The organism is Sphingobacterium sp. IITKGP-BTPF85 (assembly GCF_001006065.1).
Lineage (GTDB): Bacteria > Bacteroidota > Bacteroidia > Sphingobacteriales > Sphingobacteriaceae > Sphingobacterium > Sphingobacterium anhuiense.
This window is the reverse complement of record NZ_ASZT02000005.1, coordinates 45,477-70,999: the sequence shown is the minus strand read 5'-3', so window position 1 is coordinate 70,999 and position 25,523 is coordinate 45,477. Positions and strand designations below refer to the sequence as shown.

The following is a 25,523-nucleotide window of genomic DNA, read 5'->3' as shown; positions in this document are numbered from 1 at the left end:
TAAAAAGATATAGGTGTACGCATGAATGCATTTGAAATCAATGGCGGGAAGCCATTAAAAGGAGAGATTATTCCTCAGGGAGCGAAAAATGAAGCATTACAGATTTTATCTGCAGTATTGTTGACTGAAGAACCCATCACAATTAGTAATGTTCCAAACATTAAGGATGTCAATAAATTAATAGATCTCTTAATAGCATTAGGTGTACGTGTCAATCGTATTGATGAGGATACTTATGTTTTTGAAGCTAAGGATATCAATATAGATTATTTCCAATCGTCAGAATTTAAAGAAAAAGGAGGAAGCTTAAGAGGTTCTATTATGATTGTAGGACCCTTATTAGCACGTTTCGGGAAGGCAGCTATTCCAAAACCCGGAGGCGATAAAATTGGTCGTCGTCGTTTGGATACTCACTTTTTGGGTTTTGAAAAATTGGGAGCCAAGTTTATCTACGATTCGGAAAATCATTTCTTTAATGTCGATGCTACTCAATTAAAGGGAGCTTACATCTTGTTAGATGAAGCATCTGTTACAGGTACTGCTAATATTGTTATGGCGGCAGTATTGGCTAAAGGTAAAACTGAAATCTATAATGCAGCTTGTGAGCCTTATTTGCAACAGTTATGCAAAATGTTGAATCGTATGGGAGCTAATATCTCCGGTATTGGTTCAAATTTGCTCACGATAGAAGGTGTGGAGCGTTTGGGTGGAACAACACACCGTATGTTGCCAGATATGATTGAAATTGGCTCTTTCATCGGATTAGCAGCTATGACTGGTTCTGAAATTACCATTAAGGATGTCTGTTACAAAGAATTGGGGATTATTCCTACCGTATTCCAACGTTTAGGAATTAAAATGGAGTTGCGTGGTGATGATCTTTTTATTCCAGCGCAGGATTCATACGAAATAGATACATTTATTGATGGTTCAATTTTAACGATATCAGATTCACCTTGGCCAGGATTTACACCAGATTTATTAAGTATTGTTTTGGTTGTGGCAACACAAGCAAAGGGAAATGTCTTGATACACCAAAAAATGTTTGAAAGCCGTCTTTTCTTTGTTGATAAACTGATTGATATGGGGGCTCAGATCATACTTTGTGATCCACACCGTGCAACTGTAATCGGATTGAATAAAATGTATCCTTTACGTGGAATTGAAATGACTTCACCTGATATCCGTGCAGGCGTATCTTTATTGATCGCAGCATTATCTGCAAAAGGTACTTCAACTATTCATAATATCGAGCAAATAGAGCGTGGTTACCAGAATATCGAAGAGCGATTAAAGAAATTAGGCGCTGATATTCGTCGCGTTGATGTTGCTCCTAAAGGACACTAAAACATGTTATTGTCATAATTTGATATTGTATAGTATTTTAGTAGATTTTATTTAGATCTTATAATATCTTTGGTTAATCAAGTGTTTAAACATATAAAATAGATTAAGTTAGTTATGAAAAAATTATTAGTATTACCTGCTATCGCAGCTGTTATTATGTCTTCTTGTGCTGGAAATCCAGAAGGAAAAAAAGCGGAAGTGCAAGATTCTGTTGCGACAGAACAAATTGCTACTCCAGCTGGAGAGGTGTTTAATGTAGATGCAACACAGTCAAAAGTTGTATGGACCGGAACGAAAGTGACAGGTGCACATACAGGTACGATTGCGATTAAATCAGGTTCATTAAATGTGAATAATGGTGTGTTAAACGGTGGTACGTTCACATTGGATTTGAATACAATTAGTTCTACAGATCTTGAAGGAGAGTACAAAGAGAAATTAGATGGCCATTTAAAAGCGGCGGATTTCTTTGATGTTGCTAAATTTCCTGAAGCTACATTTGTTGTGACTAAAGCGGAAGCTGGTGCTACAGCACAAGATGTGAAAATTTCTGGTAATTTAACAATCAAAGGTATTACTAAAAATATCTCATTTGATGCTAAAGTAATTGAATCAACTGCTACAACAATCAACACAGAAGCTGATTTTAACATCGTTCGTGCTGATTGGGGCGTAAGTTATGAAGGTAAAAAAGATGATTTAATTTCTGCTGAGATAAACTTTAAGGTTTCTCTAGTAGCGACTAAATAAGCTCATCAGAATAATTATTATAAAAAAAGGGGAGTGATACACATGTATCACTCCCTTTTTTTATAATAACAGATCTTGTATATAACAAAATCTGTTATTTCTTAAGCGACATCTCGTAAGTCAACTGCAACAACACGTGATACACCTTGTTCTACCATGGTAACTCCATAGATGATGTCTGTGCTCGCAATTGTTTTTTTGTTGTGAGAAACCACTATAAATTGTGAGTTCTTAGAAAAATCACGAATGATATTATTGAATTTATCAATGTTAGTATCATCTAATGGTGCATCTACCTCATCAAAAATACAGAATGGTGCAGGCTTCGAAAGATACAGTGAGAATAGAAGTGCTGTTGAGGTGAGGGTTTTCTCTCCTCCTGATAGTTGATTGATCGACAATGGTCTTTTTCCTTTAGGACGCGCAATAATATCAATATCCGAATCTAACGGTTTAGATGGGTCTGTAAGGATTAAATCACAGCTATCTTCTTCGTTAAATAGGGAGCGGAAAACTTTGATGAAATTATCACGAACACTATTGAACGTAAACATAAATTGTACCTCTGCAGTATCATCAATCTCTTTAATGGTTGCCATTAAAGATTCTTTTGCCTCCAATAGATCTGATTTTTCTTTATTGATGAAGTTATAACGTTCATTCATCTCATCGAAAGCCTCTTTGGCCATAAGATTGATTGAACCGTACTCATTCAATTGTTTTTTGAGTTTCGTACACTTGGCGACAAGTACATCTTGATCTTCTGTGATTGTTGGCGTTTCTTCTTGTTCTAATAGATCTTTTAATTCAATATTAACTCTGCAGAAAGGCGTTCTTTTAAAGTATTAAGATCAATCTGAAGTGCTGTTTTCTTATCTTTTATTTCAGAAATTAGGAGATCATCTTGTTCTTTTGATCGACGGTATTGTATAATTTGCTCTTCTAACTCATTTATTTGTTTACGAACACCATAGTAGCTCTTTTCTAATTCTTCTAAACCTTTTTCCAGTGCATCCTTCTGCGTATACATTTCCACCAGATCTTGGTCTTCTTCATCTACAAATTGGGCTGTATTTTTTAAAGATAACTGTACTTCTTCGAGATCTTTTGTATTACGTTCGATACGAGATTGAAAATCCTCCTGCTGCGTTTCGCGGAATTCGAGATCTTTATTGATGTTTGAAACTTTATTCTGTTGCTGATGGTATCCGAGATTTCCTTGATTGTAACTTGCGGATTTTTCAGTTAAAATCTCTGAAATTTCATTAAATCTGTCCTGAAATTCTTGAAGATCACCTACCTGCTGCTCACGTTCGTTTTTGAAATCTTGAATTTGAGGTTCGATAATCAGTAAATCATTTTCAATAGCTATTATTTTATCTTGAATATCCTTCTTGCGGTTTAGTGCATTAGTAATGAAGGTTTGATATTGTTCTTGTTTTGTTTTGACAAATATCAATTCATTATTTAGACGGTTTAGTTGAAAACGAAGCTCATCAATCATTTCCTTTTGGGAATTAGACTGTAATGCTGCTAACGTCCGGATTCGTCGGCTATTTGATCCTGTAGCTTATTGATGTTTTCATTAAGAGCTTTGATTTCCTTTGCTAAGATTTCGATGTTTTTAGCGCGTCCGATTCGTTTACCTTCAAATAATCCCACAGAACCACCTGATAGACCTAACCTGTTTTTCGAAAATTTACCATTTTTCTGCAAAATAACAATATCTCCCTCGGGCAATGGTAATTCAAGTTCATGGTCGCGTTCTCGTTGCAAAATATAGACATTTTGTAATAAAACTTCGCAAAGAGGCTTGAATTTGTCATCAACAGTAATAACATTCAAAGCTGGAGTTAAGATATCATCATTAATCGATGAAGATGTCTTTATGGATGGGATGGCATCCAATATGAAGAAATTTGCACGACCACGTGCAGCATCGCTTAAAAGATTAATTGCCTGTACCGCATCTTGCTGTGTTTCCACGACATAGTGATTCATGATCGATTCCAGGTAATTTTCAATAGCTACGCGGTAGTCTTCCTCGCAAAAAAGAACATCTGAAAATAATGGCGGTTGTTTTTTCCAACCTGCATTCTTCTTTAGAAATCGGATTGAATCAGGAAAGCCTTCTAAATTATCAATTAAGGATTTAGTTAAGTTATATTCATTCTGTTTCGCATCTGCTAACCTTGACTCTTTATTTAATTCGTCCTTAAGGGTATTTATATTTGCTGTATGATTTTGAATTTGCGATTGCAATTCTTCTTCCATCTGTATGGCGGTCTCATACTGTTGTTGCTGCGTTTCTACACGGCCCTCTAATTCAGCTACAGTAATATTAAATTGATTTAACTCAGCTTCTTTGGATTCAGTATCTGTTACCGTTCGGATGGATTCTTGTAATAAAGCTTCTTTTTGAATATTTAAAACAGCAATATCTTTTTCAAGCTTATAGATATTGTCCTGTAAAGTTGTACTGGCCTTGTTATAGCTGTCTAATTTTCCTTTGGCAGTTTGTTGCTGACCTCTTAGCTCTTCGACTTCAAATTTATCCTTTTCTAGGTTTGTTTGGAAATTATCCAATTGCTGTTGCTCATGAAATAACTCTTCATTTAACCTTTTGATCGTATAAAGAACATGATTGAGTTGTTGATTGTCATTGTTGATTTCAAAATTCAATCTGCTTTCTTTATCCTGAAGATTCTTAAGCTGTTCGTTTTTAACTTTTTTTCCGACTCGTAATTTCGGATTTTATTAATAAATTCCTGGGTGGCTTTCTGTTGTATGGAAACATTTTTTTCCTGCTCCAGATTGTCTTCTCGGATTTGCTTTAGTGCATTTTCAGCTTTATTAATATGTTCTTGTGCGTCGGTACTCTGCTTGTTTAATTTGGATTCCTGACCTTGGAGACGTTCCAGTTCACTGCTAAAATCGGCAATGCGGTAGTAGGCTAAATTGATACTACTCTGGCGGTATTCATCTTTTAAAAGCGTATATTTTTCTGCTTTTTTAGCTTGTCCTTCTAATGATCTTAGATTTTTGGTAATCTCAAACATTAAATCATCTACGCGACTCAAGTCAAGTTCAGTATCTCTTAGCTTATTTAGCGTTTGTTTTTTACGGACTTTATATTTGGATATTCCAGATGCTTCTTCAAATAGATTTCGACGGGAGTTTTCTTTATTATTGATGATTTCATCAATCATTCTCAGTTCGATGATCGAATAAGAATCTGCTCCAACTCCTGTATCTAAAAACAAGTCTGTAATATCTTTTAAGCGACATTTTACATCGTTTAATCGGTATTCACTATCACCGTTTCTAAACAGCTTACGTGTCACAGTGACTGTTGTAAATGCTGTTGGAAGTACGTTTTTATTATTGTCAAAAGTGAGTGAAACTTCTGCCAGGTTTGCCGCTTTACGATTTTTCGTCCCATTAAAAATGATGTTTTCCATTTTTTCTGAACGGAGCATACGTGTACTCTGCTCTCCCAAAACCCAACGTATCGCATCGACGACATTTGATTTGCCACAACCATTTGGGCCCACAATTGCGGTGACGCCTTCATTAAAATTGATTGTAATCTTATCGCCGAAGCTTTTGAATCCTTTTATTTCTAGTTTAGTTAACTGCATTTATACTACAATTTTTCTGCATTAAATAGGAAACGAAATTAAGAAATAAGTTCAACTTATTTGCACGATTTTGGGATTCGGGAGCAGAAGTTTAGCTAACTCTTTGGTTATGTCTGACAATCAAAATTGCTAATAGTAAACTATTAGCAATTTCCGGTTTCACTGTCGCAGCTAGGTCCTTCATTATCATTCATGATAATAACTGTTTTAGCATCTTCATATGCTTGACGGAGTGTCTGTTCAAACATTTCTAAAGGTTGTGCTCCAGCAATACCAAACTTTTGATTAAATACGAAAAATGGAACGCCACGTAAACCTAGATTTACACCTTCTTGAATATCCTGAGTGACTTCGTAAGTAAAACGATCAGAAAACAGCATTTCTTGGACTTCTTTTTTGTCCATCCCCACTTCCGCGGCTAGGTTTACTAATATATTGGTATCATTAACGTCTACTCCTTCACTGAAATGGGCTTTTAGTAGGCGTTCTTTTAAAATATTACCAAGACCATGTTCTTGTGCAAAATGTATAAGACGATGTCCATTTAGGGTATTGACAATTAGTGATTTTTCGAAATCAAAATCAATCTCTAGAGATTTTCCTATGGACTGAACCTGTTGCATCATACCTAAAGTTTCTTCCTTAGTTAGACCTTTCGCATTTTTAATGTACTCTACTGCGGGAATACCAGCCGCATCTTGTGGGAATTGCGGGTGTAGTTGATAAGATTTCCAAATAATCTCAACTTCATCACGATGAGGAAATGAAGCTAATGCTTGTTCTAATCTTTTTTTACCAATATAACAAAATGGACAAACGATGTCCGACCAAATTTCTATTTTCATAATGTATGTTTAAGAATCGGGAACTCCTAATAATTGAGTTCCCAAAATATGTTTTAGTTGAATTTAATAATGAAATCTTCGTGGCTTGGTCTTACTTTCTTTAAGTTAACTAACCAATCGTTTGCTTCATCGCGGTAACCCAGGGCTAAGATTGTAACCGATTTAAGGCCTAATTTGTCTAACTCAAGTAGGGCATCTAACTGTTGGTTGTTAAAACCCTCCATAGGAGTTGCATCAATTTTTTGTTCTGCCGCCGCGGCTACGGCTAATCCAAAACCAATATAAGCCTGACGTGCCGCATGGTTAAATTGCTGTTCTTGGGACAACGCTGATAATTGTGTATAAAGATTGTTTTTATAATCATCTGCAAACCCTATTGGCAATCCTCTTTCTTCCGCCTGTTGCGCAATGGTGCTTCTACACGTTCTTTAGTATAGGAATCGTAAGCTGCGAATATTAAAATATGTGAACTGTCTACGATTTGGGATTGACCGTAAGCGATAGGTTGAATTTTTGCTTTCAATTCGCGATTTGATATTTCAATTACTCTATAAGGGTGTAGCCCAGAAGAGGTAGGAGCCAAACGAGCAGCTTCTAAAATGTAATCAACTTTTTCTTGTGCTACTGGAGTGCCATTCATCTTTTTTGTGGCATATCTCCATTTTAAATCTTCTAATAAACTCATGTTATTTATTGTGGTGTTTTAATGATATAATAAATCCCTCAATAGCATCTGTTAGGATAGGGGATACTACTTCTGGATCTGTTGCTGTATTTGATATGAATTCGATGGTAATAATACCATGTAAAATAGACCAAAAGGTTTTGAATTTTAAAAATAGATCAATTTGTTCGACTTGATTCTCTTCAATACATTTGGAAATACAATTTAACATGACATCTGATGCGACTTTCATCTCTTTGATACTGTTCACAACTTCGCATTGGGGAATACCCAAACCGAACATAATTTCATAGTATTTCTTATTTTCGAATGCGAATTTCCAGTAAGATGTCGCTAGATGATACAAGTTCAGGTCTGCGGTTCTGCTTGAATCTACAGCAGATGCAAGTTGTGTTGCAAGCAAAGAAAAACCGACTTTTGTAAAATAGGCTACAATAGCATCTTTGTTTTCAAAATGTTTATAAATAACAGGAACACTATATTCAATGGCATCTGCTATTTTTCTAATGGATAGTGCTTGCCAACCTTCCTCCTGTACAATAAGCCAGGATTGTTCAATTATTTGTAACCTAATTTTTTCTAAATCTCGCAATTTCCGCTCTGATACACCCATCTTTAAAACTTTAGTTAACAGTGTTAGCAAAAGTAACAATGATTTTTTTAAATTAAATAGCCTGTAAAATTTAGTACATTTTTATGACAGATTATAATTATTCAATCGTAGAGTTTGTCTAAAAAAGCAATTTGTTATTATTAAGATTTGGCTGCAGTACTGGAGTTAATTAGAGGTTATTTTTTTATTTGCTCTTATTTTATAGCTGTTTACAAAATCAAGTAACTCGTTATTTAGCTAAAATTTTCCGCGTAGCATTTGTTTTTGTCTAAAAAAATTAGTACATTTGAAGTTGATGTGAAATTAATTACTATAAGTTTTTTAATTTTTGTCAGTTTTTAAATATAAATCAGTGCTAAAACTTACCAGTTTTACCTTCTCCATACACTATTGATTTTTTTGAAAATTGACCTGATATTTTGATTTATCAATATATTGGTTCTTCTCCACCATTTAGTTTTCTGATCATTTATATTTTTCAGTAGGCTAGCGATTTCAAGATACGGCATCACAGGTTTTATTCAGACGTCTGGCGGTAGAGTCAGCGTATTATTCAGTCACTTTAAATTATACGAAATGTTAGGATTTATTATGAAATTTTTATTAACGGTTATTGTTTCAACTTGGTTAATTATGCAGGGTACTACGGGTAGCTTCTTGAGCATACCTGTTCTTTTTGCAATATTGGTGTTCGCTTTGTTTATATGGGATTCCATTATTTCTTACCGTAAATCGGAGGAAAGAAAAGAAAACTTACAACATTTGAATGATTTCTTTAAATATAAACAAAGTAAATACCGTGGTTTATAAGAAATGTTTTCTTTTGGTACATCCAATTTAATGCAGTGTTGATTTTTATCCACTGCATTTTTTTATGTCTGTAACTAGAGCGAGTTTAAGAAGGAGTTGACCTCTCCACTGAATTTTTCGGGCTCTTCCAAATTAGGTAAATGACCTGATTCCGTAAATTCAATAAATTTAACGTGGGCAATATTGTCAAGTAAGGTTTTGGTCTGTAGATCTGTGATTAACTTATCTTCTTTCCCTTTGATGACCAATGTGGGCACTGTTATAGTGTTTAACATAGCTGTTGTATCTGTACGGGCCGCTAATGCTAATTGTGTCGCACAAATGTTTTGCAGATCGTTTCGCCGAATGGCACTCTTTATTGTTTCAATCGCTTCTGGGTTTTCAGTTAATGTCTTTTTTGAAAATACTGTTTCAATAAAACCTAATGAAAATGGACGTTTTCCATATTTTAGTAAAGCTTGGATTGAATCAAAACGTTTTTGTTTTGCCATATTGTTATCGGCAAAAGAATGGGTGTCACTTAAAATGAGTCCTTGAAGTGTACTTCCTATTAATTCGTAAGTGCGCAGTGCAATGTAGCCTCCCATCGAAACACCACAAAGTACAACGTTATTTAAATTTAAATGTGTGATGAATTGGATTAAATCCTTTGCAAAAACATCCACACTAAAAAAGCCATGACCTCGCGTGCTGTGTCCGTGTCCTCTAATATCTATTGCTATTCCGATAAATTGTTCGTCTAATTGTTGCATCTGTGCGCGCCACATATTTTTATTGAAAGGGAAACCATGTAAAAAGATAACTGTTTTTTCAGCTTTATCTGTCTTACTAGGTCTTATCATATATGAAATGCTGATGTCGTCAATACGTATTTTGCTGAGTTTCGTTTCTTTTTTGGACATAAGTACGTCTTTGTGAAAAAAATATTAAAAAAATAACCTTTGTAAATGTAATACTATCAATAAGATAATAAAAATATTACTTTTTTTGTCTAAAAAAGTTTAAAAATAGTTTGCAGAATTGAAAAAAGTCCCGATATTTGTATCACCAAACAAAGGGGTATGACTTTAAATAAAAGTCGCTCAAAATGCACTCATGGCTCAATTGGATAGAGCACCTGACTACGGATCAGGAGGTTAGGGGTTCGACTCCCTTTGAGTGCACTACTAGAAAGCTTAGTCATTACGACTAAGCTTTTTTTGTTCCATTCCAAATTATTAAAAGAAGGTTTCATCATATAGTTTAATTGAGGTTAATAGGAATATGACACTCCGTTTAAACTCTTTATTTAACTATCCGCTATTTTTGTTGCTATATTTAAATTTCGCCAAAATGAATTATAAAAGTATTTGTCTGCTTTTTTTACTCTTCACTTTCAAAATAATATCTGCCCAGCAAGCTCATTATCCTGATAAGCCTAATATTCATGGAATGTTATTGATGGGGATAGAGACTATATATGCTGAACATTTACCTATGTTTCATCAGCCACACGACTATCAGATTATTCTGGAGCTTGAATTTTCTAAGGCCGATCTAGAGCAATATCGCACTAGCCGTTTAGCATTTCCTGAAGAATTTGTTTATACGATTGAACCAGAAGTTTTTGTTTTGCCAGAAATGGTTAATCAGACCAAAGTATTTAGGGCAAATGTATATAGAGGTCATTTTGAAAGGGGAGGATTTAAGCTTTTAGATTCGATTTCTCTTAAAATCAAGCAGGTTGTCTATTATAAACAGTTTGATAAAGATAATCCAAGGCCTGTAAATTTGCAGTACATCTTATTCGGAAATATGAAAGAACAATTTCTGAGCCATTTGATCAGTAGAAAACCTGATTTTCATGAGGTTTTGTCTGTTAAGTTATCGGATGTTAAGCAGATGAAAACAGACAAGTCTTATCAGCTGCTCGTTTTGAAGGAAAGGGAGAATCGTGTTCCTTTTTCTTGGAGTAAGTCGAAGGCAATGATTCTGGGTACTAAACGACCGGTTAGTTTTATAAACCACAAACAGCTGTATGTTGAATTTGGTGATTTGGAATAAAGAATATTCCATATTCCTTTTATACGAGTCTTCCTGGTTAAAAGGTTTTTATTTTCTTCTATTTTTAAAATAAGATCTAGTTTATGCGTTGACAGAGGTACAGGTAAAGTATTTCAAATGCAATCAGCATTTTATATAGTAACTGAAAAAATTGCTTAGAGTTTTGGGAAACTTTTTTTAATTATTTTAAGATAATCCTTTCAAAGATGAAATAACTTGAATATGTATAATGGGTGATTTAGGGATTAAAAATTCTTCTTTGGTGGTTCTATATATCGAATTTCGCCGTGTGCGAGCTCTTTATATCTGTTGATTATGATTAAGCATAATTGTATTTGATTGATGATTTTTTATTTTGTTTCATTATCAGTCTATTAGATAAAAATTGAAAAAAAATTTGGAGGCAGTGCTATTTTGCGTATATTTGCATCACCAAAACGGAAGAACAGCAATGAAGATGACGTAATGGTTGACGCGCTCATGGCTCAATTGGATAGAGCACCTGACTACGGATCAGGAGGTTAGGGGTTCGACTCCCTTTGAGCGCACTATTTGAAAAGCCTAATCAATATAGCGATTAGGCTTTTATTTTTTACTCTATTACTCTAAATACTACTATGCTAAACCTTGTAATATTTGGCTCCGGGGGCAGGAAAGGGAACACAATCGCAGAAGCTTATCGATAAATATCAGTTAGTTCATGTTTCAACAGGTGATATCTTTAGAGCTCATATTCAAAACCAGACAGCTCTAGGTCAACAAGTCAGTCAGATTATTGCTGACGGAAACTTAGTGCCTGATTCGGTTACGATTGCGATGTTGGAAGAGGAGGTGAAGAAAAATCCGGACGCAAAAGGATTTATTTTTGATGGCTTTCCACGTACTGTGGCACAAGCAGAAGCGTTGGACGCATTTTTAACTGGTATTAATTCTTCTATCTCTGTAGTTATAGCTTTAGATGTAAATGAAGATGAATTAAAAACACGCATTGCTAAACGTCAGGAGATTTCTGGCCGTGCGGATGATGCTGCTGATAAATTGGTAAAACGTATTGATGAATATTTTACAAAAACTATTCATGTGTTACCTTATTATGAAGCACAAGGTAAATTGTCCAAAGTAAACGGTATTGGTGATATCGATTTTATTTTTGGAGAATTGACTGCTATTATTGACAATTATTAAATAATAAAGCGGAGACGTTTTAATAACAAATATATTTTATTTCTATGGCGCAAGGTTCTAATTTTGTCGATTATGTGAAGGTGTGTTGTCGATCGGGACACGGAGGATCAGGCTCAGCGCACTTACATCGAGATAAAACAACCATGAAGGGTGGACCCGATGGAGGTGATGGTGGTCGTGGAGGTCATATTATCCTTAAAGGGAATACACAATTATGGACTTTATTGCACCTAAAATATAGGAAGCATATCATTGCTTCCAGTGGTGAATCAGGTAGTTCTGCTACAAGTACGGGTGCCTCAGGGAAGGATGAAATTTTAGAGGTTCCTGTAGGGACAGTGGCTAAAGATGCTGAAACGGGAGAGGTTTTATTTGAAATCACCGAGGATGGAGAGACACAAATTTTAACTCCTGGTGGTAAAGGTGGATTAGGTAACTGGCACTTTAAATCTTCAACTCAGCAGACGCCACGTTTTGCACAACCGGGTTTGCCTGGACAAGAGCGTTGGATTATTCTAGAGTTGAAAGTATTAGCTGACGTAGGATTGGTTGGTTTTCCAAATGCGGGAAAATCTACACTATTATCTGTTGTTTCAGCGGCGAAACCTGAAATTGCGAACTATCCTTTTACTACCTTAGTTCCTAATCTTGGTATCGTGAGTTATCGTGATGGGAAATCTTTTGTAATGGCAGATATTCCTGGTATTATTGAGGGTGCCTCTAAAGGTAAGGGGTTAGGATATCGATTCTTAAGACACATTGAACGAAATTCTGTGTTGCTGTTTATGGTGCCCGCAGATACTGAGCGCACGATAAAGCAGGAATATGATATTTTATTAAATGAGCTTTCAGTTTATAATCCAGAACTTCGTGATAAACCAAAATTATTGGCAATTACTAAGGCTGATATGTTGGATGATGAATTGGAGAGAGAAATGGAAAAAGAAGTTCCGGAAGGATTACCGTATATCTTTATATCATCTGTTGCAGGAAAAAATATTTTGCAATTGAAGGATATGATCTGGAAAGCAATTAATATGTAATTGATTGTTTTTTGGTAGAAAAAGCGATTACATACGATGTAATCGCTTTTTTTATTTTTTAGCTCCTGTATTGAACGGTAGTTTGTAACTTTAGTGTTTAAACTAATTAAATTATGAATCAAGCGGCACAAAAATATTGTGTAGAATGCGGAGCTATTATTAATGCAAAGGCAGAAATATGTCCATCATGTGGTGTTCGTCAACCGATGTATTATACCCAGCAATCTAATAATCAAAATAAAGATGAAAGGTGGTTAGCCTGTTTATTACTTTGTATTTTTTTAGGACCGTTTGGTGTTCACCGTTTTTATGTAGGTAAGATCGGTACTGGGATTATTCAATTATTGACCTTTGGCGGATGTGGTATCTGGTATATTATTGATCTTGTTATGATTGTCATTGGGAATTTTCGCGATGCATCGGGCAATGTAATTGAAAGTAATTAATAAACACTTCATTATCTTATTAAGATTGGTGATTTTAACGTTATATTTTTGGAATATCACAATATTATAAAAAAAGTCTTTTTACTTTGATGATTTTGTTATACCTTTGTCTCCTGTGAAAATTGAAGTAAATGCTTTCGCAAATGTTGTAAAAAACGATAATTTCGTTATCGTTGAATCAATTGTTAATTGATTATTTAGCCCATTTAGGGCTTTTTTTATACACCAAAACTTCGATAAAGCAAGGAATTAGGAAAAACAATTTTATATTTAATAAATAATGACCAACTACAGCAAATTGCCTGCAATTTTAGTTTTAGAAGACGGAACGGTTTATCACGGAAAAGCAGCGGGAAAAATTGGAACGACTACTGGCGAAATTTGTTTCAATACCGGAACTACAGGTTACCAAGAGATTTTTACCGATCCCTCATATTTCGGACAAATTATGGTAACAACCAATGCCCATATTGGTAACTATGGAATTGATGAAGATGATACTGAATCTGGTAAGATTCAAATCGCAGGATTAGTTTGTAAAAATTATAATATTAACTATAGTCGTAAAATGGCCGACGAATCTATTCAGAGCTATTTTGAAGAGGGAAATTTAGTTGGTATTTCAGATATTGATACGCGATCTTTGGTGCGTCATATCCGTAATAAAGGTGCAATGAATGCTATTATTTCATCTGAAAACTTAGATGTTGAAGCATTAAAAGCTACTTTAGCTACTGTTCCTTCCATGGATGGACTTGAATTATCATCTCAGGTTTCTACAACAGAACCTTATTTTTATGGTAATGAAGATGCTCCTGTACGTGTGGCAGTATTAGATTTAGGTATTAAAAAGAATATTCTTCGCAATTTCTCTCAAAGAGAAGTGTATGCAAAAGTATTCCCTGCTAAAACTACTTTTGCAGAAATGCAAGAATGGAATCCTGCAGGATATTTCATCTCTAATGGTCCTGGTGATCCATCAGCGATGAGTTACGCAATTCAAACGGTAAAAGATATCTTAGCGGCAGACCAACCGATGTTTGGAATCTGTCTTGGACACCAGATATTGGCTTTGGCAAATGATATCCGTACGAAAAAATGCACAACGGTCACCGTGGTATCAACCATCCGGTTAAGAATATTATTGCTAACCGTTGTGAGATTACCTCTCAGAATCATGGCTTTGGTGTTGTTGCAGAAGATATTGAACAGTCAGATAAAGTTGAAGTTACGCACATCAATTTAAATGACCAATCGATTGAAGGTATCCGTGTAATTGGAAAAAATGCGTTCTCGGTACAATATCATCCAGAGTCGTCACCTGGTCCACATGATTCACGTTATTTATTTGATGATTTCATTGAGTTAATTAAAAAATAATCGATTAGTATAAAGATAGGGGTTAGCAATTTGCTAACCTCTTTTTTTGCACTTTATATATTCATTCTTGCCATAAAATTGTGGTTTACGTTTTTTAATAAGCTCAATTTTATTTATATTTGATTATTAAATCAGAATATAATTTTTTAGTGTAAAAATTACACTAAGTATTGTATAAAATACTATATAAAAAGTTTAAACCAATATTACAATGAGTTTAATTATTGATGTACATGCGCGTCAGATTTTGGATTCGCGCGGAAATCCTACTATCGAAGTAGATGTAACGACACAAAATGGTTTCGTTGGACGTGCTGCAGTGCCTTCTGGTGCTTCTACAGGTGTTCACGAAGCAGTAGAGTTGCGTGATGGTGATAAATCAAAATACTTAGGTAAAGGTGTTTTGAAAGCAGTAGAAAATGTAAACACTAAAATTGCTGAGGCTTTAGCAGGTGTTGATGTTTTTGAGCAAAATGCAATCGACAAAATCATGATTGATTTGGACGGTACTGAAAATAAAGGAAACTTAGGCGCTAATGCTATTTTAGGTGTTTCTTTAGCTGTTGCAAAAGCTGCTGCCCAAGAGTCTCGTCAACCATTATACCGTTATATTGGTGGTGTTAATGCTAATACATTACCTATTCCGATGATGAACATCATTAATGGTGGTTCTCACTCTGATGCTCCTATTGCTTTCCAAGAATTTATGATTATGCCAGTAGGCGCTCCTTCATTCTCTGAAGCTTTACGTTGGGGAACGGAAGTATTCCATAACTTGAAAAAGATTTTGCATGACCGCGGTCTATCTACTGCAGTAGGTGATGAAGGTGGCTTTGCTCCGACTTTTGATGGTACTGAAGATGCTATTGAAACTGTATTAAAAGCAATTGAAGCAGCTGGTTACAAACCAGGTTCTGATATTTGTCTAGCTTTAGATTGTGCTGCTTCAGAATTTTATGTAAACGGTAAATACGATTATACTAAATTTGAAGGTGATAAAGGTGCTATCCGTACTTCCGAAGAACAAGTTGCTTATTTAGCAGAATTGACTGAAAAATATCCAATTATATCTATCGAAGATGGTATGCAGGAAGATGATTGGTCAGGTTGGAAATTGTTAACAGAAAAAATTGGCGCTACTATCCAATTGGTTGGTGATGATTTATTTGTTACAAATACAAAACGCTTGCAACAAGGTGTCGATACAGATACTGCAAATTCAATCTTAGTAAAAGTTAATCAAATTGGTTCTTTAACTGAAACAATTAATGCTGTTACTTTGGCACAGAATTCAAACTACACTTCGGTTATGTCTCACCGTTCTGGTGAAACTGAAGATTCAACAATCGCTGATTTAGCTGTTGCTTTGAACTGTGGTCAAATTAAAACTGGGTCGGCTTCACGTTCTGATCGTATGGCTAAATACAATCAATTGTTACGCATTGAAGAAGAATTAGGTGCAAATGCTCGTTTTATTGGAAAGAACTTCCGTTTTGCGAAAAAATAATTTGCAATAAATATCAAAAAGAGGCATCCTTTATTTAAGGATGCCTCTTTTTTTACATGATATTCTAAGCTAGAGTTACAATTTATATCATGCACTGCTAAGTGATAATTTTAAAATAATTTATCACTACCTGGGATATGTAAATCAAGTTTTAATTCCTTATTCAGCTTTTTGATGAAATAACTTGCTAAAAGTGGTGATTCCAGTTCGATGTTTTGATGAATGAAAAAATATAGTTTCTGTAGACCTGCTTCCCGCCATTGTTTAATGACCATAACCCAGTCATCCAATCTGGTGTAATCAGACGGATCATTGGCTCCGACATAGCGAATGAATGCCGATGGAGTAGTTAAATGCATATGTAAGAGGTCGCGTCTTCCTGCTGTGTCAACTAAGATATTTGTAATGTCAAATTGCTCAAGTAACTTGTAAAATGCGGTTGCTGTTTCAGCTTTGGAAAACCATTCCTGATTACGAACTTATACTGCAAGTGGTAGTCCTTTCGGAAATTTAGAGATAAACTCACGGAGGCGTTCCATATCTTTTGGTTTATAGTTATCATGCATTTGTAAGAAGATCATTCCTAACTTTTCTTCAAAGAGAGCGATATTATCTGTAAATTCCTTTACTTTTTCATCAGTGTTTAATAGACGGCTATAATGACTTATTGATTGCGGTATTTTGGGGAAAAATTTAAAGTCTGTGGGAGTCTTTTTTTTCCAAGTCTCAACTTGCTCTTTTGATGGTGCATTATAAAAGGTTGCATTGAGTTCAATACTGTTAAACTGGCTACTGTAGTAGGGAAGTTCATCTTTCGTTCCTTTCGGATAAAAGCCCTTTAAGTCCGATTTATTCCACTTAGCACATCCGACATAGATGGCAAATGCTTCCTTGTTTTTATTCTTTTTTAATAATTTTAGCGTATCCGGGGAAGTAGGGGGTAACGTAAAATCTATTTCTTGTGGATTTGATACCTGTCCAAATTTCATGTTGTTCCGTTTTATATTGTTTATAAAAAGTAAAGCGAAGCTGCGGATTTAAATAATGTAAACCGATTTTATTTTTATCTAACATCACATGATCTTTTTTGAAGTTGAGCTTACCATTGTGCGCTCGCGATTCTTAATAAATCACATTGAAAGAAGGATAAAATAAGCAGTCTATTTTAATGCAGTTCATCCCAAAGTTCTTGAAATTGTTGTTTCAATTGTGCTAATTCTTGTTCTAATGTTTCAATTCTTTTATGAAGGAGTACCGTATTTTCGGAAGGGGGATGTATTTGCTCAAATTGTTCCAAATCGATATCACCGAGTAAATGTATATATCGCACTTCCTTATGTCCTGGTTGTTTTTCTAATGCTTTTACAAATCCTTCTGATGCTAATTTTTCAAGATGTTCTGTAATGTCTTCCAAGGCTTCAAAATCATACAGACGACCTGAATTTGAATTTATTTCTCCGGCTGTTAATGGTCCGCGAAGTAGTAGAAGACAGATGATTGCTAGTTCTGATGGAACTAATGGAAATTGTATGGCAAAATTATGTTTATACTTTGTCACACGGCTACCTCCACCTACAACATGCGCGATAAGACCCTTTTTTTTCAGTATGGCTAAGGTATTGATAATGGTCTCATCGGAATATTGTACCACAGGTCTTCGAGCCGTTTTTTGGTTGCAGGCACTTTGGAGACCGTTCAGTGACATCGGGTAATATTCTGGGGTGACCTTTGACTTCTCGATTAAAGAGCCTAATACACGTTGCTCTTCGGCTGATAATTGTGGTTTGGTGCTAAGTTCCATAAATTTAATTAGTTGAAATCAAATATGCTATTTTTTAGAGGGGGAAACAATTATTTTTAAATATTATCCACAATAAAAACCATTAAATATCCTTTTTATTATCTTAGTGAAGTTTTAAATATACAGCTTTGTTAAAGATCGCGTACCATCCCGAATATATTCATCCTGTACGTGCAGGCCATCGATTTCCGATGGAAAAATATGAATTGATTCCATTACAGCTATTGCACGAAGGGGTAGTGAAAGCGGAAAATTTTTTTGAACCTCTACTTGTGTCATTTGAAATTGCTTGTTTAGCGCATGACCCCGGCTATGTGCAGGCTTTATTTGATCTGACATTAGATCCTAAGATGGTTCGGAGAATTGGTTTTCCTTTAACAAGGAGTCTAGTTGATCGTGAACGTTATCTGGTAGATGGTACGATAAAGTCCGCACTATATGCACAACAAAATGGTATTTCGTTTAATATTGCAGGTGGAACGCATCACGCGGGTTATGATTTTGGAGAAGGCTTTTGTTTATTGAATGATCAAGCTGTGGCCGCTCGTTATTTGCTTAAAAATAAGCTGGCAAAAAAAATTTTAATCATCGACCTCGATGTGCATCAGGGCAACGGAACCGCTCATATATTTCAAGACGACCGAGATGTTTTTACTTTTTCGATTCACGGGGATAAAAATTTTCCATTTATCATAGAAAGTTCTGATTTGGATCTTCCTGTTTCGGATGGTATAACTGATGATGTATATTTGCAGTTGCTTAGCAAGCATCTGCCGAATCTCTTTAACAAAGTCAAACCAGATTTTGTTTTTTACCAGGCCGGAGTTGATATTCTGGCGACAGATAAATTGGGGAAATTGAAACTTTCTCCAGCAGGCTGTCGATTAAGAGATGAGTTTGTTCTGTTAAATTGTTTGCAATATCAGGTTCCAGTTCAAGTTTGTATGGGGGAAGGCTATTCTTTGCATATCAAAGATATTGTTAATGCACATTGCGAAACATTTAAAATCGCTGTCGATTTATATAATTTTTAAAAATAAGATTTAAATAGGAAATATGTTTTTTCATCAAGATGCTACTTTCGATCAACTTTCTATCCATCGTGTAGGCAACAAGTCACAAGAGGAATTTTATATATTATCAGAGCAACCAGTTCCACTTGAGAATGACGATGTACTCCCCCCTCTGCTCATGCAATATTTTATGAGTCCTTTTGCAAAGGTAAATGAAGTTTATCGCTTATTTCATCCCAATGGAGAGCTGGCGTTAAATGAAATTTTTCATTTTACAAAGCAATTCTTTAATGAGCAATTAGCTTTTCATGACTATTCTCAGCAGATAGCAAAACACTTATATGAAGTTTGTATGCACCCGAAGATCAAACCTGGTGAGGTGTATGTGGTTTCATTGAAAAATGTACAGATTGAGGGGGATAATTATGATGCTGTCGGAATTTTTAAGTCAGAAAATAAGGAAACTTATCTAAAAGTATATCCGAATCAAGGTGGTTTTCAATTGGATTATGAGGAAGAAGCAATTAATATTAATAAGTTGGATAAGGGTGTGATCATAGTTAATGTAGAAGAAGAGGAAGGTTATAAGGTGCTGGTTGTCGATCAAACGAATAAAACCGAGGCAGTTTATTGGAAAGATGATTTTCTAAAGATAAAAATTCGTAATGATGATTTTAATCAGACGGGTAACTATTTGAAAGTTTATAAAAACTTTGTAAATGAGAAATTGGATGATATGTTTGAGTTAGAAAAGGCTGATAAGATTGATCTGCTCAATAAATCATTGAATTACTTTAAAGAAAAAGAGACTTTTGATCAAGAGGAATTTGAGGAGGAAGTAATTGGTAATCCTATTGCAGCAACAATGTTTAATGACTTCCGATCTGGATTTGAAGATGAATTTGATTCTCCTTTTCAAAGCAGTTTTGATATCGCCGACAAAGCGGTTAAAAAAATGGAAGCATCTTATAAGACCGTATTAAAGCTGGATAAAAATTTTCATGTTTATTTGCATGGTAAAAGAGAATATATTGAAAAGGGATTTGATGAAGATAAGGGGATGAATTATTATAAGCTATATTTTGAAAATGAGAGCTAATATCTAAACAATGTTTATGCTAAAGAAACCACTTATCTGTTTTGCAATACTGTGTTTTATTACTGCAATAATCACTATTCTGGAAGGAAATACTTTTTTGTTGAGCACTATTATTCAAGAATGTGGTATCCTTCTTTTTCATATTTACCACAAGTTTTTTTGGTTATTTACCTTTTAGTATTGGGGACTTATTTTACTTTTTTGCTGTTTGTTGTCTTTTACTATTAATCGTTAATGTTGTTAAGTACTTATTTAAAAAGAGATATGCTTATGCAGGTAGATTCATAGTATATCTTATTAACGTAATTTTGGGCTTATACTTGTTTTTTTACATAAGCTGGGGGATGAACTATTACCGGATACCCATTGTACAAAATATAGGTTTAAGCACAGATAGTCTAAAGTTAGCTGATTATCTTGTTGTTCTGGAAACATGTCTCGATTCGACAAATGTTTTGCGGTCCCAAATAAATCCAAAGCAATGGGAGCATCAGGATGAAAAGATAAAAAGAGAGATGATAGCATTAGTACAGTCGGATACGACTTTTCAATCTTTTCTTTCAACGACTTTAGTCGGTGCAAAGGGTCCCCTTAATAGTCATTGGGTCTCCTATTTTGGTGTGTCAGGATATTTTAATCCTTTTACACATGAAGCACATGTGAATACAGCAATGCCTGTTTTTTCTAGTCCTTTTACGTATGTTCATGAATTGGCTCATCAACAGGGGGTTGGTTTTGAAGACGAAGCAAATTTTATCGCCTATGTGCGATTGAAAAATCATCCAGAGCTTTTTTACCGCTATTCCAGCTATTTACAAACAACATCATATATGCTACAGGAGCTTAGGGGAATAGATTTGGAATTGTTTGCTACTTATAAAAAACGGCTTTCCCAACTTGTAGTAGCTGATCTGAAGGAGGAAGCTATTTTTTGGAGCAATTATACTGGCTGGACTAATAAAGTCTTTGGTATCTTCTATAATGGCTATTTGAAGCATAATAATCAAAAGGAGGGTATGGCCCGCTATGATAGAATGACTAGACTTGTGGTCGCTTATGAATTAAAGCTTAAAGGATGCCTTTAAAATGATATTAAATAAGAAAAAGCGAGCATTGCTCGCTTTTTCTTATTTAATCGTTATAATCTCAGTCTTGCCATCTGTTCCCGGGCTACCGGAATAGATCTGACCTTGAGGAAGTCCTCTCAAGCCAGCTGGAGCTTGTCTCACGCGATCATAAATAGATCTTAAATCGCTGGTTGCATTGACATTTTTACCACCACCTTCATTTGCAATCTGCAAATAATTAGGTTGTTTTTTATTTTCTCTTTGCGGTACAATGCTATTTTCTGAAAGTGTTAATTTAACATTTCCACCATTACCATTTGGAAATGTTTTTGTTCCATTAAAGGCATTATCTCCTTTCGCTATAATATACAGCGACCCTAATTTTTGAATATTAGCTTGAATATCAAAATTGGAACCGTTATTTTTTCCATCTGTCCCTGAAATAGAAGCATTATTACCTATAATGGCGTGACCAACATTTAAAATGACATTTTTGTTTGCGTAAAACATCAAAGAAGCTTTATCGCCCATTATCAACGTGTCAATATGCAAATTAATCGTCGAGTCTGAGGATTTGGTATTGTAGACTTTTTTAGCCTTTTTCCCAATTTCTAATTTGCTGATGTGCTCAACATTACTTTGTGCATATGACTGAAATCCCAAAAAAGCAAGGGCAAAAATTGTAATTATTTTTTTCATGGCTATTTGTTTTTTATGTTAAAAAACATCTGTTTGACGAATAGCGTTTTTGAAGGTTTAATGCGCTACTTCAAATACTGAACAATTAATTTAGCGGTTTTGTTTGATGCTCCTGGTTCTCCTAGTTTTTGGGCCAATGTTTCATAATTTTCCATTACACTTGCCCGGTATTCTGCTTTATTGATCAATTGATCTAACTCTTGTGCAATATCGTAAGTGGTACAATCGTCTTGAATCAATTCTCTTACAGACAAGAAGTCATTAATTAAATTGACCAGCGAAATGAATTTTACTTTAATGACCTGTTTAGCAATCCATATAGATAGTGCATTGGCTTTATAAACAACGACTTGAGGTACTTTAAGAATTCCAGTCTCTAATGTTGCTGTCCCACTTGTTACGACTGCTGCTTCGGCATGTTTTAATAAATCGTAAGTAGTATTAAATACAATCGGTATATTTTGATCACCAATGTATTGCTGGTAGTATGATTTATCAAAATTTGGTGCTCCTGCAATTACAAATTGATGCATTGGAAAGAGGTAGGTTAAATTTGCCATAACCGGTAATAACTTTTCTATTTCCATTTTACGGCTACCAGGCAGCAATGCGATGATTGGCCGTTCGCTGAGCTGTTGTTCAGTAATGAAATTAGGATTGAATTTATAAGATGAAATGGCATCTAGTAATGGATTTCCAACATAGTCAACGGGCATTTTCCATTTTTATAAAAATCGACTTCAAAGGGAAGGATACAGAACATGTGATCGACGACACGTTTAATTTTAATCACACGTTTTTGATTCCATGCCCATACTTTTGGAGAAATATAGTAACATGTTTTTATACCTTTTTTCTTGGCAAAATCTGCGATTTTTAAGTTAAAGCCAGGGAAATCAATTAAAATGACACAATCAGGCTTTTCTTTAATAATATCTTCTTTTACCTTTTTTAAATTTTTTGAATGGTACTTAAGTTTTTTAATACTTCGACAAAGCCCATAAAGGCCATTTCCGAAGTGTGTATTAAGGCTTTTTGATTTGCAGACTCTTCCATTTGTGTGCCGCCTACGATTTTGAAGGTAGCGTTTGGATCTTCGACTTTTAATGCGTTGATCAAGTTTGCACCATGTAAATCTCCGGAAGATTCGCCTGCTATAAGATAATATTTCATTTGCTCGATTCTATTCAATAATAGGGTTAAACTTAGATAATTTTGCTTAGATCCGCAATATTATTGCGCTTATATAAAAGTAATGATATTGGATTTATCGTTTTATGGAAACAGTATGGGTGATTCATTTTTTGATGATGATTGCGCATTTCTAATGAAGAAAGTTACAGGTTCCTTTTATAATAGATGATTATCACGCAGTTTTTCCATAATTAATGTGTTCATAATTAGACTTCAGCTAATTTTCAGATAAATGTTTTTATATTTAATTGAGATTTAGCATGTATAGATCTTAAATATTACTTTTGTACTATGGATAGATTTTTAGCACTTATTCGAAACAAATATTTTTTAGCTGGTATAGCTTTTACTGTTTGGATGTGTTTTTTGATCGTAATGATTTTGCAACACAATATAGTTACCAGCATCAAAAAAGTAATTTGGAGAGAGAGAAAGCGTTTTACGAGAAAGAAAATGAGAGTATTATTGAAACCATAACAGACATCCGCTCTGATCAACGTGAAGTGCAAAGGATAGCTCGTGAAAAATATAAAATGAAGAAAGAAAATGAGGATGTTTATATTGTAACCGAGGTAGAACCAAAAGAAGAAAATTAAATCTAAGTTTCCTTTCTTTAGGATATTGCATTATTACAATAACATAAAAAAGGCTGTTTCAAAATCGAAACAGCCTTTTTATGTTATTCTTTAGTCTTATGCTCTGCGGCATATTCTTTTCTAATTTTCGAATGTTTTTTGCTATAAACAAAGTAGATTATTACACCGATCAACATCCAGATGCCTAATCGTTCCCAAGATTCAATAGGTAATGATGCCATCATTAATACACAGACTAAAATACCGAGTATTGGAATAAGCGGTACAAATGGTGTTTTAAATGGACGTTCCAGGTTTGGTTCTGTTTTGCGTAATACAAGTATCCCTATGCACACTAATGTAAATGCAAATAAGGTACCAATACTGACCATGTGGCCTAAATCAGATACGGGCACAAATCCGGCAAAAATACTTACAAATACCATGAAAATTAAATTTGTTTTCCAAGGAGTCTGTCTTTTTGATAGATCTGAAAATATTCGAGGTAATAGACCATCTTTACTCATTGAATAAAATACACGGCTTTGTCCTAAAAGCATGACCAAAATTACAGATGTATATCCAGCGATAATCGTTACGATTAAAGCTGTGTTTAAGAAGGTATAACCTGTTTTTGCAAATGCTGTGGCAACAGGTTTGGCGTCACCTTTAAACTCAGTGTAAGGTGCCAATCCAGTCAATACATATGAAAACAATACATATAGTAAGGTACAGATGATCAAAGAACCAATAATACCGATTGGCATTCCTTTTTTAGGGTTTTTAGCTTCTTGCGCAGCAGTACTAACGGCATCAAAACCGATAAAAGCAAAAAATACAACTCCAGCCGCTCTCAGGATACCGCTAAAACCAAAATGACCAAAATCATCGCTTCCCAGAAAACTCCAGAAACTTAACTGGCCACTTTTCACCATTTCTTCTCCATGATTGACAGGTATAAAAGGTGTGTGATTCGCTGGATCTATGAATCCCCAACCCAATACAATGAAAATTAGAACTACAGCAACTTTTAGAATAACTAAAATGTTATTTACAAAAGAAGATTCTTCTGTACCACGCATTAAAAGTAGTGATAGTAAACAAACAATGATGATTGCAGGAACATTGACAATACCACCTTCCCAAGGACCATGTAGAAATTGAGTTGGAATTTCGACGCCTAATGTTAAGAGAAGTTGATTGAAGTATTGGGACCAACTAACAGATACCGTAGCTGCTGCCAAAGCATATTCTAACACTAGATCCCATCCAATTATCCACGCCATAAATTCACCCATCGTAGCATATGAATAGGTATAAGCAGATCCAGCAACCGGGATCATCGATGCAAATTCTGCATAACATAAACCTGCAAAACCACAGCCTACAGCCGCAATAATAAAAGAGAGTACTACAGCAGGACCAGCATGGTCGGCCGCCGCTATACCTGTCAGTGAAAATAAGCCTGCACCTATAATGGCACCTACTCCTAATGCAATAAGTCCAGAACTGGAGAGTGTACGTTTTAATGTACCTTGGCCATTTAGCTCTGCTTCTGCGATTAATTTGCTAATCGATTTTTTAAAAAGCATAAATATATTTTAAGTGGGTTGTTTTTTAATGTTTATTGATTGTCTTTTCAAAGTCAAATATAGTTTTTTATATGAAAAAAGAGGAAGTTTTTTTTGTTTCTGTTCTTGATATAATGATAATTAATGTTTATAAAGCTGTTGTAAAGTATTTTTACATAGCCTAACTTATTTAAACTTGTTCAAAATAA

Annotated in this window: 23 protein-coding genes, 2 tRNA genes and 4 pseudogenes; 15 read left to right on the top strand and 14 right to left on the bottom strand. The window is 34.8% G+C overall.

The window, feature by feature from the left end; all coding sequences use genetic code 11:
- The first annotated feature begins 21 nt into the window (after positions 1–21).
- Together murA and L950_RS01840 are read left to right on the top strand one after the other, a co-directional pair.
- The gene (murA, locus tag L950_RS01845; RefSeq protein WP_021192300.1) at positions 22–1,347 is read left to right on the top strand and encodes a UDP-N-acetylglucosamine 1-carboxyvinyltransferase; all 1,326 of its coding nucleotides are present in this window, start codon (positions 22–24) and stop codon (positions 1,345–1,347) included.
- A 114-nt stretch (positions 1,348–1,461) separates the two neighbouring features.
- Positions 1,462–2,097: a YceI family protein gene (locus L950_RS01840; protein WP_021192299.1), complete on the top strand. Its 636-nt coding sequence runs from the start codon at positions 1,462–1,464 to the stop codon at positions 2,095–2,097.
- A 101-nt stretch (positions 2,098–2,198) separates the two neighbouring features.
- Here the strand turns inward: L950_RS01840 and L950_RS31590 are convergent, their stop codons facing one another.
- The 8 genes from L950_RS31590 to L950_RS01820 form a co-directional block, all read right to left on the bottom strand.
- Positions 2,199–2,813, bottom strand: a complete 615-nt coding sequence (locus tag L950_RS31590) for an AAA family ATPase (protein ID WP_231576778.1) — start codon at positions 2,811–2,813, stop codon at positions 2,199–2,201.
- An 86-nt stretch (positions 2,814–2,899) separates the two neighbouring features.
- Entirely contained in the window at positions 2,900–3,601 is a 702-nt protein-coding gene (locus L950_RS31585; RefSeq protein WP_231576777.1) for a hypothetical protein, read from the bottom strand.
- A gap of 29 nt (positions 3,602–3,630) precedes the next feature.
- Positions 3,631–4,779 (bottom strand): hypothetical protein, encoded by a 1,149-nt coding sequence (locus L950_RS31580; protein WP_231576776.1) that lies wholly within the window; start codon positions 4,777–4,779, stop codon positions 3,631–3,633.
- Positions 4,776–5,738, bottom strand: coding sequence for a chromosome segregation SMC family protein (locus tag L950_RS31575; RefSeq protein ID WP_231576775.1), 963 nt, complete (start codon positions 5,736–5,738; stop codon positions 4,776–4,778). Before L950_RS31575 ends, L950_RS31580 begins: the two co-directional genes overlap by 4 nt.
- Before the next feature lie 143 nt (positions 5,739–5,881).
- Positions 5,882–6,583: a DsbA family oxidoreductase gene (locus L950_RS01830; protein WP_021192298.1), complete on the bottom strand. Its 702-nt coding sequence runs from the start codon at positions 6,581–6,583 to the stop codon at positions 5,882–5,884.
- 53 nt (positions 6,584–6,636) lie between these two features.
- Entirely contained in the window at positions 6,637–6,966 is a 330-nt protein-coding gene (locus L950_RS31570) for a nitroreductase family protein (RefSeq protein WP_231576774.1), read from the bottom strand.
- Positions 6,957–7,268 carry a nitroreductase family protein gene (locus L950_RS31565; RefSeq protein WP_231576773.1) on the bottom strand — a complete coding sequence of 104 codons (312 nt, stop codon included), beginning with the start codon at positions 7,266–7,268 and terminating at the stop codon, positions 6,957–6,959. Before L950_RS31565 ends, L950_RS31570 begins: the two co-directional genes overlap by 10 nt.
- A gap of 1 nt (position 7,269) precedes the next feature.
- Positions 7,270–7,881, bottom strand: a complete 612-nt coding sequence (locus L950_RS01820; RefSeq protein WP_021192297.1) for a TetR/AcrR family transcriptional regulator — start codon at positions 7,879–7,881, stop codon at positions 7,270–7,272.
- Positions 7,882–8,472: 591 nt separating this feature from the next.
- Here L950_RS01820 and L950_RS01815 point away from each other — a divergent pair.
- Positions 8,473–8,691 (top strand): hypothetical protein, encoded by a 219-nt coding sequence (locus L950_RS01815; protein ID WP_156169482.1) that lies wholly within the window; start codon positions 8,473–8,475, stop codon positions 8,689–8,691.
- 74 nt (positions 8,692–8,765) lie between these two features.
- Here the strand turns inward: L950_RS01815 and L950_RS01810 are convergent, their stop codons facing one another.
- Complete coding sequence (locus L950_RS01810) at positions 8,766–9,593, bottom strand: alpha/beta fold hydrolase (RefSeq protein ID WP_021192295.1); 828 nt, start codon at positions 9,591–9,593, stop codon at positions 8,766–8,768.
- A gap of 187 nt (positions 9,594–9,780) precedes the next feature.
- On the opposite strand from L950_RS01810, the gene L950_RS01805 reads away from it, so the two are divergent.
- The 8 genes and pseudogenes from L950_RS01805 to eno all read left to right on the top strand — a co-directional run bounded on the left by L950_RS01805 (position 9,781) and on the right by eno (position 16,295).
- Positions 9,781–9,854, top strand: a tRNA-Arg gene (locus L950_RS01805).
- Positions 9,855–10,023: 169 nt separating this feature from the next.
- Positions 10,024–10,734, top strand: a complete 711-nt coding sequence (locus L950_RS25660) for a hypothetical protein (RefSeq protein ID WP_021192294.1) — start codon at positions 10,024–10,026, stop codon at positions 10,732–10,734.
- A gap of 474 nt (positions 10,735–11,208) precedes the next feature.
- Positions 11,209–11,282, top strand: a tRNA-Arg gene (locus L950_RS01795).
- 69 nt (positions 11,283–11,351) lie between these two features.
- Positions 11,352–11,919: pseudogene (locus tag L950_RS01790) on the top strand (adenylate kinase).
- Between the two features lie 44 nt (positions 11,920–11,963).
- Positions 11,964–12,962 (top strand): GTPase ObgE, encoded by a 999-nt coding sequence (gene obgE, locus L950_RS01785; RefSeq protein ID WP_021192292.1) that lies wholly within the window; start codon positions 11,964–11,966, stop codon positions 12,960–12,962.
- A gap of 113 nt (positions 12,963–13,075) precedes the next feature.
- Positions 13,076–13,408, top strand: a complete 333-nt coding sequence (locus L950_RS01780; RefSeq protein ID WP_021192291.1) for a TM2 domain-containing protein — start codon at positions 13,076–13,078, stop codon at positions 13,406–13,408.
- A gap of 280 nt (positions 13,409–13,688) precedes the next feature.
- A pseudogene (carA, locus tag L950_RS01775) lies at positions 13,689–14,788 on the top strand (glutamine-hydrolyzing carbamoyl-phosphate synthase small subunit).
- Positions 14,789–14,999: 211 nt separating this feature from the next.
- Positions 15,000–16,295, top strand: coding sequence for a phosphopyruvate hydratase (eno, locus tag L950_RS01770; RefSeq protein WP_021192290.1), 1,296 nt, complete (start codon positions 15,000–15,002; stop codon positions 16,293–16,295).
- Positions 16,296–16,405: 110 nt separating this feature from the next.
- Here eno and L950_RS01765 read toward each other — a convergent pair.
- Together L950_RS01765 and L950_RS01760 are read right to left on the bottom strand one after the other, a co-directional pair.
- Positions 16,406–17,284, bottom strand: a pseudogene (locus L950_RS01765) (DUF72 domain-containing protein).
- 176 nt (positions 17,285–17,460) lie between these two features.
- Positions 17,461–18,096, bottom strand: a complete 636-nt coding sequence (locus tag L950_RS01760) for a YceH family protein (protein WP_021192287.1) — start codon at positions 18,094–18,096, stop codon at positions 17,461–17,463.
- A gap of 128 nt (positions 18,097–18,224) precedes the next feature.
- Between L950_RS01760 and L950_RS01755 the strand changes: the two genes are divergently transcribed.
- The 3 genes from L950_RS01755 (at position 18,225) to L950_RS01745 (ending at position 21,293) form a co-directional block, all read left to right on the top strand.
- Positions 18,225–19,130 carry a histone deacetylase gene (locus tag L950_RS01755; RefSeq protein WP_021192286.1) on the top strand — a complete coding sequence of 302 codons (906 nt, stop codon included), beginning with the start codon at positions 18,225–18,227 and terminating at the stop codon, positions 19,128–19,130.
- A 22-nt stretch (positions 19,131–19,152) separates the two neighbouring features.
- Complete coding sequence (locus tag L950_RS01750) at positions 19,153–20,208, top strand: nucleoid-associated protein (RefSeq protein ID WP_021192285.1); 1,056 nt, start codon at positions 19,153–19,155, stop codon at positions 20,206–20,208.
- 122 nt (positions 20,209–20,330) lie between these two features.
- Positions 20,331–21,293 (top strand): DUF3810 domain-containing protein, encoded by a 963-nt coding sequence (locus tag L950_RS01745; protein WP_231576772.1) that lies wholly within the window; start codon positions 20,331–20,333, stop codon positions 21,291–21,293.
- Positions 21,294–21,335: 42 nt separating this feature from the next.
- Here L950_RS01745 and L950_RS01740 read toward each other — a convergent pair whose 3' ends face one another.
- Together L950_RS01740 and lpxB are read right to left on the bottom strand one after the other, a co-directional pair.
- The gene (locus tag L950_RS01740) at positions 21,336–21,974 is read right to left on the bottom strand and encodes a hypothetical protein (protein WP_021192283.1); all 639 of its coding nucleotides are present in this window, start codon (positions 21,972–21,974) and stop codon (positions 21,336–21,338) included.
- A 65-nt stretch (positions 21,975–22,039) separates the two neighbouring features.
- Positions 22,040–23,147: pseudogene (gene lpxB / locus L950_RS01735) on the bottom strand (lipid-A-disaccharide synthase).
- Positions 23,148–23,527: 380 nt separating this feature from the next.
- Between lpxB and L950_RS01730 the strand changes: the two are divergent.
- Positions 23,528–23,764, top strand: coding sequence for an FtsB family cell division protein (locus tag L950_RS01730; RefSeq protein WP_231576781.1), 237 nt, complete (start codon positions 23,528–23,530; stop codon positions 23,762–23,764).
- Positions 23,765–23,847: 83 nt separating this feature from the next.
- Here the strand turns inward: L950_RS01730 and L950_RS01725 are convergent, their stop codons facing one another.
- On the bottom strand, positions 23,848–25,335 hold the full coding sequence (locus tag L950_RS01725) for an amino acid permease (protein ID WP_021192279.1): 1,488 nt from the start codon (positions 25,333–25,335) through the stop codon (positions 23,848–23,850).
- Positions 25,336–25,523: the final 188 nt, after the last annotated feature.